At 69.1% G+C, this 16,683-nt stretch carries 18 protein-coding genes; 13 read left to right on the top strand and 5 right to left on the bottom strand.

Going from position 1 to position 16,683, the window contains the following annotated elements:
- Positions 1-108: 108 nt before the first annotated feature.
- The 8 genes from hisD (at position 109) to OG984_RS10445 (ending at position 5,778) form a co-directional block, all read left to right on the top strand.
- Positions 109-1,410: a histidinol dehydrogenase gene (gene hisD, locus OG984_RS10480; RefSeq protein ID WP_328531527.1), complete on the top strand. Its 1,302-nt coding sequence runs from the start codon at positions 109-111 to the stop codon at positions 1,408-1,410.
- Positions 1,407-2,504, top strand: a complete 1,098-nt coding sequence (locus OG984_RS10475) for a histidinol-phosphate transaminase (protein ID WP_328531526.1) — start codon at positions 1,407-1,409, stop codon at positions 2,502-2,504. Before hisD ends, OG984_RS10475 begins: the two co-directional genes overlap by 4 nt.
- On the top strand, positions 2,501-3,115 hold the full coding sequence (hisB, locus tag OG984_RS10470) for an imidazoleglycerol-phosphate dehydratase HisB (RefSeq protein WP_160024307.1): 615 nt from the start codon (positions 2,501-2,503) through the stop codon (positions 3,113-3,115). Before OG984_RS10475 ends, hisB begins: the two co-directional genes overlap by 4 nt.
- Entirely contained in the window at positions 3,112-3,756 is a 645-nt protein-coding gene (gene hisH, locus OG984_RS10465; RefSeq protein ID WP_328531525.1) for an imidazole glycerol phosphate synthase subunit HisH, read from the top strand. The genes hisB and hisH overlap by 4 nt, the downstream gene beginning before the upstream one ends.
- Entirely contained in the window at positions 3,757-4,089 is a 333-nt protein-coding gene (locus tag OG984_RS10460) for a hypothetical protein (RefSeq protein ID WP_328531524.1), read from the top strand.
- A 9-nt stretch (positions 4,090-4,098) separates the two neighbouring features.
- On the top strand, positions 4,099-4,533 hold the full coding sequence (locus OG984_RS10455) for a DUF1801 domain-containing protein (protein WP_328531523.1): 435 nt from the start codon (positions 4,099-4,101) through the stop codon (positions 4,531-4,533).
- Between the two features lie 5 nt (positions 4,534-4,538).
- The gene (locus tag OG984_RS10450; RefSeq protein WP_328531522.1) at positions 4,539-5,039 is read left to right on the top strand and encodes a DinB family protein; all 501 of its coding nucleotides are present in this window, start codon (positions 4,539-4,541) and stop codon (positions 5,037-5,039) included.
- A gap of 268 nt (positions 5,040-5,307) precedes the next feature.
- Positions 5,308-5,778, top strand: coding sequence for an SRPBCC family protein (locus OG984_RS10445; protein ID WP_328531521.1), 471 nt, complete (start codon positions 5,308-5,310; stop codon positions 5,776-5,778).
- Between the two features lie 15 nt (positions 5,779-5,793).
- On the opposite strand, the gene OG984_RS10440 is transcribed toward OG984_RS10445, so the two are convergent.
- Positions 5,794-6,243 carry a hypothetical protein gene (locus tag OG984_RS10440; protein ID WP_328531520.1) on the bottom strand — a complete coding sequence of 150 codons (450 nt, stop codon included), beginning with the start codon at positions 6,241-6,243 and terminating at the stop codon, positions 5,794-5,796.
- 109 nt (positions 6,244-6,352) lie between these two features.
- On the opposite strand from OG984_RS10440, the gene OG984_RS10435 reads away from it, so the two are divergent.
- From OG984_RS10435 to hisF, 3 genes are all read left to right on the top strand, one after another.
- Positions 6,353-7,072 (top strand): VOC family protein, encoded by a 720-nt coding sequence (locus OG984_RS10435; RefSeq protein ID WP_328531519.1) that lies wholly within the window; start codon positions 6,353-6,355, stop codon positions 7,070-7,072.
- 160 nt (positions 7,073-7,232) lie between these two features.
- On the top strand, positions 7,233-7,982 hold the full coding sequence (gene priA / locus OG984_RS10430) for a bifunctional 1-(5-phosphoribosyl)-5-((5-phosphoribosylamino)methylideneamino)imidazole-4-carboxamide isomerase/phosphoribosylanthranilate isomerase PriA (RefSeq protein WP_328531518.1): 750 nt from the start codon (positions 7,233-7,235) through the stop codon (positions 7,980-7,982).
- Positions 7,979-8,740, top strand: a complete 762-nt coding sequence (gene hisF, locus OG984_RS10425) for an imidazole glycerol phosphate synthase subunit HisF (RefSeq protein ID WP_328531517.1) — start codon at positions 7,979-7,981, stop codon at positions 8,738-8,740. Before priA ends, hisF begins: the two co-directional genes overlap by 4 nt.
- 212 nt (positions 8,741-8,952) lie before the next feature.
- Here hisF and OG984_RS10420 read toward each other — a convergent pair whose 3' ends face one another.
- The 4 genes from OG984_RS10420 to OG984_RS10405 all read right to left on the bottom strand — a co-directional run bounded on the left by OG984_RS10420 (position 8,953) and on the right by OG984_RS10405 (position 12,984).
- On the bottom strand, positions 8,953-10,374 hold the full coding sequence (locus tag OG984_RS10420) for a YncE family protein (RefSeq protein ID WP_328531516.1): 1,422 nt from the start codon (positions 10,372-10,374) through the stop codon (positions 8,953-8,955).
- Between the two features lie 186 nt (positions 10,375-10,560).
- Positions 10,561-11,190 (bottom strand): hypothetical protein, encoded by a 630-nt coding sequence (locus OG984_RS10415; protein WP_328531515.1) that lies wholly within the window; start codon positions 11,188-11,190, stop codon positions 10,561-10,563.
- 332 nt (positions 11,191-11,522) lie between these two features.
- Positions 11,523-12,290: a hypothetical protein gene (locus tag OG984_RS10410; protein ID WP_328531514.1), complete on the bottom strand. Its 768-nt coding sequence runs from the start codon at positions 12,288-12,290 to the stop codon at positions 11,523-11,525.
- A gap of 70 nt (positions 12,291-12,360) precedes the next feature.
- Positions 12,361-12,984 (bottom strand): TIGR03085 family metal-binding protein, encoded by a 624-nt coding sequence (locus tag OG984_RS10405; RefSeq protein ID WP_328531513.1) that lies wholly within the window; start codon positions 12,982-12,984, stop codon positions 12,361-12,363.
- An 85-nt stretch (positions 12,985-13,069) separates the two neighbouring features.
- On the opposite strand from OG984_RS10405, the gene OG984_RS10400 reads away from it, so the two are divergent.
- A complete protein-coding gene (locus OG984_RS10400) occupies positions 13,070-14,854 on the top strand; it encodes an ABC transporter ATP-binding protein (protein WP_328531512.1) in 1,785 nt (594 codons plus the stop codon).
- Positions 14,851-16,668, top strand: coding sequence for an ABC transporter ATP-binding protein (locus OG984_RS10395; protein ID WP_328531511.1), 1,818 nt, complete (start codon positions 14,851-14,853; stop codon positions 16,666-16,668). Before OG984_RS10400 ends, OG984_RS10395 begins: the two co-directional genes overlap by 4 nt.
- Positions 16,669-16,683 lie beyond the last annotated feature (15 nt).

Genomic DNA, 16,683 nt, shown 5'->3' with positions numbered 1-16,683 from the left:
GGTCAGTCCTCCGGGTACCCGGATCGGCGCGCCGTATGCGCTTCCCGGCCGCGTCCACGTGGCGTCGGCAGATCGGCTCACGGGCCTGCCGACTCGTAGACTTGGGGCATGATCCGCCGCATCGACCTGAGGGGTGCCGACAGAGGCACCGTCGACTACCGCGCCGCCGTGCCGCGCGCCGAGTTCGACATCGAGGCGGCCACTCATGCGGTGCAGCCGATCATCGACGCCGTCCGCGAGCGCGGACAGGAGGCGATCGCCGAGTTCTCCGAGAAGTTCGACGGCGTACGCGTCGACGACATCCGGGTGCCGCCAGCCGCGCTGACCAAGGCTCTCGACGAGCTGGACCCCGAGATCCGTGCGGGGCTGGAGGAGTCGATCGCGCGCCTGCGGGCGACCTGCACCGCCGAGCTCGAACAGGACGCGGTCACCGATCTGGCGCCTGGCGCCCGGGTGACCCACCGCAAGGTGCCGGTGGGACGCGTGGGACTCTACGTGCCCGGCGGCCTGGCTCCGCTGGTCTCCTCGGTGCTGATGAACGTCGTCCCGGCCCAGGTCGCCGGCGTGCCTTCGATCGCGCTGGCCTCGCCGCCGCAGAAGGAGTTCGGTGGGCTGCCGCAGCCCACGATCCTGGCCGCGTGCGCACTGCTCGGCGTCGACGAGGTCTACGCCGTCGGCGGCGCCCAGGCGATCGCGATGTTCGCCTACGGCGTCGACCCCTGTGAGCGCGTCGACATGGTCACCGGGCCCGGAAACATCTACGTCGTCACCGCGAAGCGCCTGCTCAAGGGCCAGGTCGGGATCGACTCCGAGGCCGGTCCGACCGAGATCGCGATCCTCGCCGACGACACCGCCGAGGCCGCCTACGTCGCTGCCGACCTGATCTCCCAGGCCGAGCACGACCCCCTCGCAGCCTCGGTGCTGGTCACCGATTCCGAGACGCTCGCCGCCGACGTGGAGGCCGAGCTCGAGAAGCAGGTCGCTGCGACCAAGCACGTCGAGCGCATCCGTACGTCGCTGACCGGCGCCCAGTCCGGCATCGTGCTCGTCGACGGCGTCGACCAGGGCGTCGATGTCGTCAACGCCTACGCCGCCGAGCACCTCGAGATCCACACCGCCGACGCGCTCACGGTGGCCGGGCGGATCCGGAACGCGGGGGCGATCTTCGTCGGTCCGTTCGCGCCGGTGTCGCTGGGCGACTACTGCGCCGGGTCCAACCACGTGCTGCCCACCGGCGGCTGCGCCTGCCACTCCTCGGGCCTCTCGGTGCGTGCGTTCACCAAGTCGATCCACGTCGTCGACTACTCCCGCGAGGGGCTGGCGGCGGTCAAGGACCACGTCGTCACGCTGGCCGAGGCCGAGGACCTCCCTGGTCACGGCGCCGCGGTGTCGGTGAGGTTCTCGTCATGAGCTGGCCACCGATCCGTGCCGAGCTCGCCGGGATCGAGCCCTACGGCGCGCCGCAGCTGGATGTCCCGGTCCAGCTCAACGTCAACGAGAACCCCTACCAGCCTTCCGCAGAGACCGTCGCCGACATCGCGGCCAGCGTCGGCGCCGCGGCGCGCAACCTCAACCGCTATCCCGACCGCGAGTTCGTCGCGCTGCGGGAGGGGCTGGCCGCGTACCTCCGGGCCGACGTGCCCAAGGCGCAGATCACGCGCGAGCAGGTATGGGCGGCCAACGGGTCCAACGAGGTGATGCTGCAGCTGCTGCAGGCTTTCGGTGGGCCGGGGCGCACCGCGATCAGCTTCGCGCCGACCTACTCGATGTATCCGGAGTACGCCCGCGACACCAACACCGAGTGGGTCGTCGGGCACCGCGAGACCGACTTCGCGATCGACCTGGAGAAGGCGCGGGCGCTGGTCGAGGAGACCCAGCCCCACGTCGTGCTGCTGCCCTCGCCCAACAACCCCACCGGCACCGCGCTGCCGCCGGAGGCGGTCACCGCGCTGTGCGAGGCGGTCGGTGACAGTGGGATCGTCGTGGTCGACGAGGCGTACGGCGAGTTCCGACGGACCGGGGTGCCCTCGGCGCTCGAGCTGCTCTCCACCCACCGCAACCTGGTGGTCACCCGCACGATGTCGAAGGCCTTTGCCGGGGCGGGGCTGCGGCTCGGCTACCTCGCGGCCGACCCCGCGATCTGTGACGCGATCCGTGTCGTACGACTGCCCTACCACCTCTCCGCGGTGACCCAGGCGGCGGCGAGCGCCGCACTGCGGCACGCGCCGGAGCTGCTGGGATATGTGGCCTCGCTCCGTGCGGAGCGGGACTCGCTGGTCGAGTGGCTGCGCGGCGAGGGCCTGGAGGTGGCCGACTCGGACGCCAACTTCGTCCTCTTCGGCCGCTACGCCGACCGGCACGCGGTGTGGCAGGGGCTGCTCGACCATGGCGTACTGATCCGCGAGACCGGGCCCGAGGGGTGGCTGCGGGTCTCGGTCGGTACCCCGCGCGAGATGAACGCCTTCAAACAAGCTTTGACCGATGTGAACGGAGCACGCGCATGAGTTCGGCAAGGACTGCCCGCATCGAGCGGGAGACCTCGGAGTCGAAGGTCGTCGTCGAGGTCGACCTCGATGGCACCGGACGGGTGGACGTCTCGACGGGAGTCGGGTTCTACGACCACATGCTGACCGCGTTCGGGCGCCACTCGCTGGTCGACCTGACCGTCCACTCCGAGGGCGACGTGCACATCGACGCCCACCACACCGTCGAGGACACCGCGATCGTGCTCGGCCAGGCACTGCGCCAGGCGCTCGGTGACAAGAAGGGCATCCGCCGCTACGGCGATGCGACCGTGCCGCTCGACGAGGCGCTCGTGCGCTGCGTCGTCGACGTCTCCGGGCGGCCCTACTCGGTCCACACCGGTGAGCCGGAGGGGCAGCAGTACGTGCTGCTCGGCGGATCCGGGGTGCCTTATCTCGGCTCCCTGACCCAGCACATCTTCGACTCCATCGCCCACCACGCCCACCTGACCATGCACGTCAACGTGCTTGCCGGGCGCGAGCCCCACCACATCGTGGAGACCCAGTTCAAGGCGTTCGCGCGGGCGTTCCGCGACGCGATCGCCTACGACCCGCGCGAGACCGGGATCCCGTCGACGAAGGGTGCGCTGTGAGTGCTCCTTCGGTGGTCGTGCTCGACTACGGGTCGGGCAACGTACGTTCCGCCGTCCGCGCCGTCGAGCGTGCCGGTGCCTCGGTAGAGCTGACCGGTGACCTCGACGCCGCGATGGCGGCCGACGGCTTGCTGGTGCCTGGTGTGGGCGCGTTCGAGGCCTGCATGAAGGGCCTGCGGGCGATTCGCGGCGAGCGGATCATCGCCCGGCGGCTGGCCGGTGGGCGTCCCGTGATGGGCATCTGCGTCGGCATGCAGATCCTCTTCGAGACCGGCATCGAGCACGGGGTCGAGACCGAAGGGTGCGGCGAGTGGCCGGGCGTCGTCGAGCGCATCCAGGCGCCGATCGTGCCCCACATGGGCTGGAACACGGTCGATGTCCCCGCGGGCTCGTCGCTGTTCGCCGGCGTCGAGAAGGAGCGGTTCTACTTCGTCCACTCCTACGGCGTGCGCGACTGGACCCTGGTCACCAACGACCGCACCGTCGCCCCGCTGGTCACCTGGGCCGAGCACGGTGGTGACCGGTTCGTGGCGGCCGTCGAGAACGGGCCGCTGAGCGCCACCCAGTTCCACCCGGAGAAGTCCGGCGACGCCGGCGCCGCGGTGCTCCGCAACTGGGTGCAGTCCCTGAAGGCGGCATAGGTGGCCCAGACCGGGGCCCGCGCGAAGGCCCGTGCCGAGCGCGAACGGCTCGCCGCGGCCGCCGCCGAGTCCCGGGCCGCGCGCGAGGCCAAGGAGGCCGCGCGCCGGGCCCGGCGGAAACGGCTCCTGGGGTGGGTTCCGGCTCGCCGGTCCCGGCCGGCGAGTGCGCTCGCGGAGCGCCGGCGGCGCAACGTACGGATCCTTGTCGTCGTCCTCCTTCTCCTCAATGCGCTGGTCTACCTGGTCACCGAGGACGTCGGCACGACGGTCTTCGCGGCCATCGCCTCGGTGCTGGTCGCGCCGGTGGTCTACACGCTGTTGTTCCGCCGCTAGAGTGGCGGGATGGCGGCCAAGACGACCTGGACCGACGCGGACCCGGTGGGTTTCGTCGAGGCCGTCTCGCCTGAACCGCGTCGTCGGGACGCAGTTACGCTGCTGGAGCTGATGCGACGCGCCACCGGCGCCGAGCCACGGATGTTCGGGACCTCGATCGTCGGCTTCGGCGAGTATCACTACACCTACGCCAGCGGCACCGAGGGCGACGCGCCGGCCGCCGCCTTCGCGCCCCGCAAGGCAGCCTCGGTCGTCTACCTCAACGACGGCATCTCGGCCCACCACGAGCGCCTCGACCGCCTCGGTCCCCACCGGACCGGCGTCGGCTGCCTCTACCTCAAGGACCTCGCCGCTGTCGACCTGGAAGTCCTTGAGGAGATCGTCCGGCACTCGTACGTCACGCTGACCCGCGACACCTACGGCAAGCGCGCCGCGGAAGGATGAGCGTGGTGATCGACGACTTCGCGAAGGCTCATCTGCACGACAAGCTCCGCGGTGTCCGAGAGGCGCTGGTGTGGAAGCTCGAGGGGCTGCCGGAGGATGACATCCGCCGCCCGATGACGCCCACCGGCACCAACCTGCTCGGCCTGGTCAAGCACAACGCCCTCTCGGATGCGCGCTACTTCGGCGAGGTCTTCGACCGCACACCGCCGATCGACCTCCCACCGTGGGACACCGCTGGGTGGTGGGACGCCAGCCATCGGGCCACTGAGCACGAGAGCCGCGCCGACATCCTCGACCTCTCCCACAGCGTCTGGACGCACGTGGACGCCACCGTCGAGGCACTCCCGATCGACGCCCCCGGCTACGTACCGTGGTGGGACGAGAAGGTCGTGCTCTTCAACGTCATGGCCGCGCGTCTCTGCGACGCCACCCGTCACGCGGGCCACGCCGACATCCTCCGCGAGACCATCGACGGCTCCGTCGGTGTCAACCCCGAGAGAGCCTGAGTGCCGGCGTCAGGGGTGCATAGCTGGGCGATACCCGACCCGGACCGCGCTGGAGGCACGCGATGGCGACCTGCTCGTCGACAAGACCGAAACGAGCGCGCTCTTTCCGGGCAGCTGCGGTATCGCACGATCCTGGTCGCCGATGCCACCGCTGGTCGCAACGACGAGTCCCACAACGCGACGCTGACGACCATCTATCGCACCTTTGGAGACGTACGCAGCACCGAAGACGTTCTCGAACTCGTCGCCGCAGGCGTACTGTCGTGACATGACCGACTACGAGGTCTCCAGGTCCGGGGTCCTGCCGTGCGACATCGGACGCGCTCACGCGCTGCTCGACGACTTCCACGAGTGGCCGTCGTGGTCGCCGTGGGAGGAGCTCGATCCGGACATGTCGCGCACCTACTCGGGTGCGGACTCCGGTGTCGGCGCCCGCTATGCCTGGTCGGGCAACAAGCGGGCGGGCGCCGGGGCGATGGAGATCGTCGAGTCGAGGCCCGAGCACATCGAGGTCGCGCTGGAGTTCCTGAAGCCGTTCAAGAGCCGGAGCACGGTGAGCTTCGACCTGGCCACCGTCGCCGACGGCACGCGCCTGACCTGGACCCACACCGGCTCGGTGAGCGGGGTGATGGGGCTGATGACCAAGTTCTACTCGATGGAGAAGGCGATCGCGCCCGACATGGAGAAGGGACTGGCCAAGCTCGCGACCGTGGCTGCACGGCCTGCGAACGCCGACTGATCTGCCGCGATCCGGCTATCCGTCGAGGTCCTCGCTCCGGTCGACTCTGTCGTACGGGTCGATCGAGCCGGTGACCTGACGGCCGAGTCCGGTGAACTCGGCCTGCTCGGCCAGCTTCTCGTTGCCGTCCCATTGGAGCGGGATCTCGGTGACGGCCCAACGGTCGAACTCGATCATCCTGCCGTTCTTCATCCAGCTGTGGCCCGACCGGTACGGGTCATCGACCTCGCCGGTCAGCCGATCGCCGTCCACCTCGACGATCTTCAGGTAGGGAGTGTCACCGTGCCATGCGTCCACCGGGTCGGACGGTGTGGCCGGTGCTCCATCAGGTGAGGTCGCCTGGATCTGGATGCGCACGATGTTGCCCAACCCGATCGACTGCCTGATCTTGGGATCCAGCTGTTGCCCGGACCAGTCGTTGATCTCCTCGGGTCGCGGCTGAAACACCTCGAACTCATCCGTCACATCCGTCAACCTAGTTCGGCGCCATGGACTTTCTCGGCATTCAGGTGGGCTCCCGAGTGGCTCCGAATCCGGTTGTGCAAGCGGCCGGTCAGGTCCTACGTTGCCGGTCATGACACCTCGGCGGTTCGGGATCTGCATCGACGCCAACGACCCGGAGCGGGTCGCGGGATTCTGGGCGGCGGTGCTGGGCCGCGAGATCGAGACCGGAGACGACGAGGTCAGGCTGGCGCCACGGGCCGAGGAGGATCTCCGGATCCGGTTCCTGCCCACGGACACGCCCAAGACGTTGGCGAACCCGCACCATCTCCACCTGACCAGCCGATTGCCCGAGGACCAGCAGCGGACGGTGGACCGGCTGATCGGCCTCGGCGCCACCCACCTCGACGTGGGCCAGCTGCCGGAGGAGGACCACATCGTGCTCGGCGACCCGGAGAGCAACGAGCTGTGCGTCATCCCGGCCGGCAACAGCTGGCTGGCCGGCACCGGGTTCCTCGGCGAGGTCGCTGCCGACGGATCCCGGGAGAACGGGATGTTCTGGAGCGCCGCGCTCGGCTGGCCCCTCGTCTGGGACCAGGACGGCGAGACCGCGGTCGCGACCCCATCTGGAACTGCCAAGGTCGCCTGGGGCGGGCCGCCGCCGGTGCCGCGCGGACCCCGGGACCGGTTCCGTTTCGACCTGATCGCGACCGAGGAATCGGTTCCCGAGGACGAGATCCGTCGCCTCGTCGATCTCGGTGCGACCCTGATCGACGAGACCGGCGGTGCGGGTCGATGGGCGAGGATGACCGACCCGGATGCGTACGAGTTCGAGGTGCTGGCGCCTCGCTGAGTCGGTCTGTTCATCAAGGTATGCAGCCGAAGCATCGCTTCCCGTGAGGAGCTCCACGAGGGAAGTGACGGTTGGCCTGCATACCTTGCTGAACATACCGCCGTCTCGCAGCCGGACGGCGGGGCGGGGGTGGCGGCGTACAGAACATAGGATCGTCCCCATGGGTGACTATCTCGAGCTCCTGCCGGCCGTCGATGTGAAGGGCGGGCAGGCGGTGCAGCTGGTCCAGGGCGTGGACGGGTCGGAGAAGCGGTTCGGCGATCCCTTCGAGGCCGCGCTGAGGTGGCAGGAGACCGGCGCCGAGTGGATCCATCTGGTCGACCTCGACGCCGCGTTCGGTCACGGCAACAACCGGGAGATCCTCGCAGGGATCGTCGGCAAGCTCGACATCAAGGTCGAGATGAGCGGTGGGATCCGCGACGACGAGTCGCTCGAGGCCGCGATGGCGACCGGCTGCCGCCGCGTCAACATCGGCACCGCCGCGCTGGAGAACCCGGAGTGGACCCGGCAGGCGATCGCGACCTACGGCGACCGGGTCGCGGTGGGTCTGGACGTCCGCGGCCGCACCCTCGCCGCGCGCGGCTGGACCAAGGACGGCGGCGACCTCTACGAGACCCTCGCCCGCCTCGACTCCGAGGGCTGCGCGCGCTACGTCGTCACCGATGTCAACAAGGACGGCATGCTCCAGGGCCCCAACCTCGACCTGCTCCGCGCGGTCTGCGAGGCCACAGACCGTCCGGTCGTGGCGAGCGGGGGAGTGACCACGATCGACGACATCGAGGCGCTGATGGGCCTGGTGGCGGTCGGCGTGGAGGGCGCGATCGCCGGCACGGCGCTCTACACCGGCTCGCTGGACCTCGCCGACGCGCTCGACCTCACCCTCGGTCGGCAGCGCGGGGACCTGTCATGAGCCTTGCCGTACGCGTCATCCCGTGCCTCGACGTCGACGCGGGTCGCGTCGTCAAGGGGATCAACTTCAAGGAGTTGCGCGACGCCGGCGACCCGGTGGAGCTGGCCGCGACGTACGACAAGGAAGGCGCCGACGAGCTCACCTTCCTCGACATCTCCGCCTCCCACGAGGGGCGGGCGACGACGCTCGAGATCGTCACGCGTACCGCCGAGCAGGTCTTCATCCCGCTGACCGTTGGCGGCGGGATCCGCAGCGTCGACGACGTCGACCGGATGCTCCGCGCAGGGGCGGACAAGATCGCGGTCAACACCGCGGCGATCGTACGTCCCGAGCTGATTGCCGAGATCGCCGACCGCTTCGGCAACCAGGTCCTGGTGCTCTCCGTCGACGCCAGGCGGGCGCCGGGGACCGACTCCGGGTTCGAGGTGACCACTCACGGCGGCCGCAAGTCGGCCGGGATCGACGCGATCGAGTGGGCGGCGAAGGCCGTCGAGCTCGGCGCCGGCGAGATCCTGCTCAACGCGATGGACGCCGACGGCACCGAGGACGGCTTCGACATCGACCTGATCAAGGCCGTACGCAGCGAGGTGACCGTCCCGGTCATCGCCTCCGGCGGCGCCGGCAGGTCCGAGCACTTCCCGCCCGCGGTCGAGGCCGGCGCGGACGCCGTCCTCGCAGCCACCATCTTCCACTTCGGCAAGGTGCGGATCGGCGAGGTCAAGCAGGCGCTCTCCGGCGCCGGCGCGCCGGTTCGCTGACGAGTCGCCGCAAGCACTTTCCCGCCATGGCGGGGAAGTGCTCTGTCTGTGCGCCGGATGACGCCGCAGAGTCCCGTCATGACGGGAATCTGCGGCGTCAGACCGGGATTATCCCGGCGCGCTATCGCACAGCCTCGTCGCCAGTGCCGCCATTGCACAGCCGCCGCGAAGCGCGGACCCCGGCCCCGAGGCCGGGACCGGGCTCCCGGTGCCTAGCCGAGCAGCGAGCTCGGGATCTGCCCGTGGCGTACGCGCTGGGGGTGGTTGCCGACGTCGAGGTAGGCGAGCTCCTCGCCGGTGCGGAAGTCGATCACGGCGACCGCATCGGCGTCCGAGAGCGACGCCCAGCAGGTGTGGCCGAGGCCCTCGGTGGTCCAGTAGGGCTTGCCGTAGTAGTGGCCGGTGGTCTCCTCGTCGAGGGTCTTGAAATCACCCGTCGCACGGTCGACCATCGCGACATAGTCGTCCATCGTGCCCGCCGCGCACAGCGTCTCGCCCTTGGCGTCGATCGAGAGACCGTGGTGGGCGGAGTCGTTGACGTAGAGCTCGCGCGGCAGCTGGGTGCGCTTGGGGAGCGGGATGACGCGCGTGACGGCACCGGTGCGGGGCTCCTCGATCGCGCCGGTCGAGTAGCCGACCTTGCCGTCGATGTCGGCCGCCCGGGTGTCGAACTCGACCAGGCCGTGCAGGAACGACATCTGGAAGTAGATGAACCGCTCACCGGGCGCGACCGCCATGGGACGTACGGCTGAGGAGATCGAGGGATAGCCGGCCTCCTCGAGCTCCTTGCCCATCTCCCAGCGCTGGGAGATCTCGAAGGTGGACTCGTCGACGATCTCGAACCAGCGATCGCCCTTGATCGCATCGTGGATCGGGCCGATCTTGACCGGCGGGAGCAGGTCGGTGCCGGGGATGGTGCCGAGGCCGAGCTGATCGAGGCTGATCAGCGGTAGCGAGTCGAGGGAGATCTCCTTCTGGTCGCCGGGGAGGTAGACGCGGCCGATCGAGGCGTGAAAGATGCGCGAGCCGTCCTCGGAGTAGTTGTTCTCGTGGGGCGTCTCGCCCGACTCGAACGTACGCAGCCGTTCACCCGTCCGCGGGTCGCCCGCGCCACCCATCCAGTACTCGTGCACCGTCCGCGAGGTCGAGTCGGAGACCAGCAGCTTGGTGCCGTCGGGGGAGAGGCCCATGTGGTCGGTGCGGTGACCGTCCATCTGCTGCTCGACCACGACGGAGTCCGGGGAGCCCGCGAGCGCCTTCTCGATGTCGATCCAGACCACGTCGGCGAGGCTCGGCCGCGAGACTGCCAGCAGCTTGCCGTCCCTGGTGGTGAACATGTCGTCCACGAGCTGGTCGTTGCCTTCGCCAGGGCCGTAGCGGACCAGGTAGTAGTAGGCCAGCCGCTCGGGATCCTGGTGGATCTCGGCGATCTCCTCGTCCTTGTCCGGCACCAGGTCGATGCCTTTGCGCAGCACCTCGAAGCTGCGGGCATCGACGATCGAGGCGGTCCCGTCCCAGTTGTTGCCCACGAGCATCACGTCCCGCAGTTCCGGGCTCGCGCTCATCGCTGGGCCGGCTGCGGTGAGCGAGAAGACGAAGAGCATGGCGACGGTGACTGCTGCCGCACGACGCATCGTGGGACCTCCTGGGGGATTCGGTTATCTGAGACACAACGTCTCGGGCCGCCGGGAGGTTACGGCCGCCACATCGGGAACAGGTCGTAACAAGGATGCATCCGAAGAAGGTGTGCGCGTCATCGCGACAGCGACAGGCGCACTGCTGCCGGGCGGGGCCGCCTCTGGGTCCCTCCCCGATGCGGATCAGGCCGGCGACTGCATCAGCTCGGCGAAGGTCATCGCGTCCTTCGGGGCCTCGATCTCGTACGTCTCGCCCCAGCCGGTCATGATCATTTCGAAGCTCTGACCGGCGATCCCGAAACTCACCTTCTGCATCAGATCATCTGCGTCGAGCCAATAGTCATAGACCAGGCCGTCTTCGAGGTCGACCTTCTTCAGGATCTCAGGATCGATGCCGGCGTCCTCGGGAACTTTCTCGGGGTCAACGGTCACCTCGTAGTGGGTGGTGCTTGTGCCCGCGAGTTTCTCCTCGCCGATCTTCTTCACGTCAGTGACCGCGGGCTTGATGTCCTCGGCCTGGGATGCCGGGTTCAGCGAGCCCATCTCCGAGATCGCTGCGCCGAACGGGTCGTCGGGGTCGTCGGGGTCGCTGACGATCCACCGATCGCCAAGGTCGGCGCTGTGGACGTACCACTTCTCCTTGACCAGCACGATCTTCATCTCGTCACCATCGAAATCAACGATCATGTCCACGGCCAGGTCAGCCTCGTTCTCGGTGAGGACCAAGTCGGCCTCCATGCCACCCGCTGTGCCCATATCCATGACGAGGTGGACACTGCCCTCGTCGAGGCTTGCCGCGACGATCCGGTCCATGAACTCCGCCGGCGTCGGTGACGCGGCTGACCCGCCGCCCGTCCCTGTCGATCCGCAGGCACTCAGGACCAACGTGGCCGTTCCGGTTAGGGCGGCGATACGGACCGGATTCGTAGGTTTGCACATGTGTCTTTTTCTTTGCATGAGGACCCGAAGAATGGACAGCAAATAAGATCAGATTTGCGAGTACCCAGCCATAGTCCGTTCGGGCTTTGTGGGATAGCTCGAACGGCTATGCGAAGCAGTTCGCGGTGCGAAGCTGCGCGGCGTGAGCTGAAGAAACGCTGGACCGCGGAGCCAGTGATCTCGAATGGACCTGACGAAGCGGTACGTCAGGAAGACTCGAGCATTCCGAGTTCGGCTGTGGTGCGCGCCGCGATCGGCGCCTCGACGTCCTTCGGCATGCCCCACTCGGACATATGCACCCTGTCGGTGCGGTCTGCAACGTCGAAGGTGACCTCGACCATCAGGTCGTTTTCATCGATCCAGAACTCATAGACGAGCTTGCCCTGATGGCCTTGGGCACGCAGTCCCTCGGCATTGATCGTGCTACCACTGGTCGCCAATTCGGGATCAAGGGTCATCGAATAATGAGTGGTGTTGGTTCCATCGACGACCTCGGTCCCCACACGGGTCAGCGCAATGGCGATGTCACGCGCGTCCTTGACCAGCGTCACTGGATTCAGAGTCCGCACGTAGCCGAACTGGGCTCCGACGGGATCGCGAGGATCGGTCGGATCGGCCGCGACCCAGCCTTTGGCAAGAGACTTGTCCTTGATGTAGATGCGCCCGTTCTTCCACCGCACGAGGAGCGGTTGGCGGGTGGACATGCTCAGATCGGATGCAAGCATGTCCGACTCGTCGTTGAGCACGATGTCAGCCCTGATGCTGTCGCCACCGCTGTCGATGCGCATTTGCAGGGTGTTGGCCTTGAGAGCGGCACTGATGACCCGATCAGCGAACTCCTCGCGACCGATCGCCGAACTGGTGTCAGGAGTGGCGTTGCCGCAGCCGGTGATGGCAAGGACGGTAGCGGTAGCGATCAGGAGACGGGCCCGACCGCGGAGGCCGTAAGAGCGCGGCTGATGGCTCGTGTGCATGAGGCTACTTCCGTCGTAGAACCTGAATGTGCAGGTCAACCTAGCAATGTAGGGGCGCACCCCGGCGAATTCAAAAGCCGAGACTGGCATTCTCCAGCTGAGTGATCCGCTCAGCCGGACCATCGAAGGACAAGCCGCGTACTTCATGACGGCCGAAGCAGAAGAGCATGAGCTCGCCGACCGGGCCGGTGATGGTGACGGGCTCGTCGCCGGATCGGAGGGTGGCGGTGTCGGTGCCGTTGCTGATCACCACCGGGGTGCCGGCGGAGCGGACCAGGCCCTTGCCGACGAGCTTCAGGGTGCGCCAGAGGTCGCGCTCGGCAGCGGCGGGGAGCGTACGCGGCTCCCAACCCGGCTGCGCACGGCGGAGATCCTCGTGGTGGACGAAGAACTCCACGGTGTTCACGGCCTTCTCGATGGGGCCGAGCGCGAAGGGCGTGCCCTTCGGGTCGCGGAGGCGGGCCGCGAGGGCGTCGAGCGGCTGAGCGGCGTATGCAGCCTCCGCCTTCCGCAACACCGGCGCGAGCGGCGGCAGGAGGATGCCCGCGGCGGCCCACGGGCGGCGCTCGCGCACGAGCAGGTGCACCAGCAGGTCCTTGACCTCCCAACCCTCGCAGAGCGTCGGGGCCGCAGGCCCCAGCGAGACGGCGGTGTCGCACAGGGCGAGGCGCTCGGAGCGCGCGAAGGAGACCACGGCCTGCACCCTATCGACCCCTTCCAGGGTGGGTGGTTCAAAAAAATTCGTCCCATTCACCGCACTGACCTAGGCTTTACCCGAGATGAGCGACGATGATCCGACACCCCAGAGGGCGACGACGACCGACGGGTTCAAGGTTCTCGGAGTCGCCATCCGGCGCGAGCGGGCGGTCTTCACGCTCTCGACCCTCGGGTCCGCGCTCTTCGGTGCGCTGACGGTTGCCGACGCGTGGGTGCTGGGCTGGTCCACCGACCACGTGCTGGTGCCGGCGCTGCGCGACGGCGAGATCGGTGCCGGCTGGCTGTGGGCGGTGGTCGGACTCTTCGTCGGAGTCGCGATCCTGCGTGCGGTCGGGGTGGTGGCGCGGCGGCTGGGTGCCGGAGTGATGCAGTACCGCATGCAGGCGCACTCGCGCCGCGCGGTCACCCGGCAGTATCTGGCGCTCCCGCTCGCCTGGCACCACCGGCACCCGACCGGTCAGCTGCTCTCCAACGCCAACTCCGACGTCGAGGCGTCCTGGTCGCCGATCGCTCCGCTGCCGATGGCCGTCGGCACCCTCGCGATGATGGTGATCGCGGTCGGGCAGATGTTCTGGACCGACGTCGTGCTCGCGTCGGTCGCGATCCTCGTCTTCCCCGCGGTCGTGGTCGCCAACCTCGTCTTCCAGCGTTTCTCCTCGCCGCTGATGACCCGCGCCCAGCAGCTGCGCGCGGAGCTCTCCGGGATCGCCCACGAGTCCTTCGACGGCGCCCTTGTGGTCAAGACGCTGGGGCGTGAGGCCGAGGAGACCACCCGGTTTCGCGAGAAGGCCCAGGAGCTGCGCGACGTCAACATCCGCGCCGGCCGGCTCCGTGCGGCGTTCGACCCGATCCTGGCCGCGCTTCCCAGCATCGGCGTCCTGGCCGTGCTGGCCGTTGGCGTCGGGCGCGTCTCGAGCGGCGGCGCGGCACCCGGCGACGTCGTCCAGATCGGCTTCCTGCTCACCATCGTCGCCTTCCCGATCCGCTCCTTCGGGTGGCTGTTGGGAGAGTTCCCGCGCAGCGTCGTCGGCTACCGGCGGGTGCGGAGGGTCCTGGATGCGACCGGCCGTCTCGCCTACGGGTCGGCGCGCACCAGGCGCGAGCCGACCGGTGCGCGGGTGCAGGTCGACGGCGTCTCCTACGCGTATGCCGACGGCCCGACGCTTCTCGACGGCGTCGACTTCGAGGTCGAGCCCGGCCGCACGGTCGCGATCGTGGGCGAGACGGCCTCCGGCAAGAGCACCTTGACGATGCTGCTGGCCCGGCTGGTCGACCCGGCGACGGGCCGGATCACCCTCGACGGCACCGACCTGCGCGACCTGGCCCCGGGGGAATGGGCCCGAGTGGCGGCGCTGGTGCCGCAGACCGCCTTCGTCTTCGACGACTCCGTGCGCGGCAACGTCACCCTCGGCGCCGACCTCACCGACGACGAGGTCTGGTCAGCCCTGAAGGCGGCCCAGGCCGACGGGTTCGTCGCCGCGCTGTCGAACGGCCTCGACACCACCCTCGGCGAGCGCGGTGCGAGCCTCTCCGGCGGGCAGCGTCAGCGCCTCGCGCTCGCGAGAGCCCTCGTCCGCCGCCCACGGCTGCTGATCCTCGACGACGCCACCTCGGCGGTCGACCCCGAGGTCGAGCAGCGCATCCTCGCGGCGCTCCGTGACGGCGCCGGCGACACCAGCCTGGTCGTGGTGGCTTACCGCAAGGCCACGATCGCGCTCGCCGACGAGGTCGTGCACCTCGAGGACGGCCGGATCCGCGACCGCGGTACCCACACCGAGCTGCTCGCCCGCGACGAGTCCTACGCCCGCCTCGTCAACGCCTACGAGACCCCGGAGACGGCCCAGTGACCGCGACCCTCGAACCCGAGACCCGGGTCGGCAGCGGCGAGGACCTCGGCGCCTTCGAGACCATCCGCCGGGGGATCAAGCACTCCCCGGAGTTGGTCGAGGGCATCCGCGGCACCTTCGCGCTGGCCGTGCTCGCGAGCATCGGCCAGGTCGTCGTCCCTGTCGTCGTCCAGCAGACCCTCGACAACGGCCTGAGCGGTCCGGACGGACCCGACCTCGGCTACGTCCTGCGGGCCGGTCTGGTCGCGCTGGTCGCCATCGCCGTCACGGGCGTGGCCTCCTACCTGATGACCAGCCGGCTCTTCACCGCCGCCGAGCGGGGCCTGGCGACGCTGCGTACGAAGGCCTTCCGGCACGTCCACGACCTGCCGATGCTCACCCAGTCGACCGAGCACCGCGGCGCGCTGGTCTCGCGGGTCACCAGCGACGTCGACCAGGTCAGCCAGTTCATCGTCTTCGGCGGGCTGCTCTTCATCGTCAGCATCGGGCAGATGCTGATCGCCACCGTCGTCATGGTGGTCTACTCCTGGCAGCTCGCACTGCTGGTGTGGCTCTGCTTCGGCCCGCTCTTCCTGAGCCTGCGGTTCTTCCAGCGCAAGCTCTCCGCGGCATACACGCTGTCGCGCCGCCAGGTCGCCAAGATGCTCTCCGCGGTCTCCGAGCCGGTCGTCGGGGCGGCCGTGGTCAAGGCGTACGCCGTGGAGGACCGCACCCAGCAGCGCATCGACCGCGAGATCGACGCCACCAGCGCTGCCCAGACCAGGGCCCAGGCCTACACCTCGATCTTCTTCAGCCTCGGTGGTCTCTCAGGCGGTCTCGCCAACGCCGGTGTGGTCGTCGGCGGCGTGCTGCTCGCGCTCGCCTACCGGGGCACCGGCGGCGAGCTGAGCGTCGGCGAGATTCTGGCGTTCGCCTTCCTGGTGACGCTGTTCGTCGGCCCCGTCCAGATGGGTACGCAGATCCTCACCGACGCGCAGAACGCGATCGCCTCCTGGCGGCGCACGATCGGGATCCTGGACACGCCCGCCGACCTCGTCGACCCGGGTGCCGACGGGGCGGTCCTGCCCCGCGGCCCGCTCTCGATCGAGTTCGACGACGTCACCTTCGCCTACCCCGGCGGCCGCCCGGTCCTCCACGACATCTCCTTCGAGATCGCCCCCGGCAGCCGGGTCGCGGTGGTCGGTGAGACCGGGTCGGGGAAGTCGACGATCGCCAAGCTGCTCACCCGGGTGATGGACGTGACCTCGGGGAAGGTGAGCCTCGACGGCGTCGACGTCCGCGACATCGGCAACGCCTCCCTGCGCACCAGCGTCGTGCTCGTCCCGCAGGAGGGCTTCCTCTTCGACTCCACGCTCGCCGAGAACGTCCGCTACGGCCGCCTGGACGCGACCGACGAGGAGATCGTCGAGGCCGCCGGAGTGCTCGGCCTGGGCGACTGGCTGGCCGGTCTGCCCGACGGGGTCCGGACCCACGTCGGGCAGCGCGGCGAGTCACTCTCGGCCGGCGAGCGTCAGCTCGTGGCGCTGCTGCGGGCCCAGCTCGCCGACCCCGACCTGCTGGTCCTCGACGAGGCCACCTCGGCCGTCGACCCGCGTCTGGAGATGCGGATCAACCGTGCCCTGGAGCGGCTGATGAGCGGCCGCACCTCGGTCACCATCGCCCATCGACTCTCCACCGCGGAGGCCGCCGACGAGGTCATCGTCGTCGACGCCGGCCGACTGGCCCAGCGTGGACCGCATAGCGATCTGGTGGCGCAGGCCGGCTCGACGTACGCGCGCCTGCACGCCTCGTGGGTCGCCCAGCAGGGCAGTTGACTCTTGCCGGAGTGA

This window comes from Nocardioides sp. NBC_00368, from assembly GCF_036090055.1.
In the GTDB taxonomy this organism is placed as follows: Bacteria; Actinomycetota; Actinomycetes; order Propionibacteriales; family Nocardioidaceae; genus Nocardioides.
The sequence above is the reverse complement of the archived record's forward strand: the minus strand, read 5'-3'. Positions and strand labels throughout refer to the sequence as shown.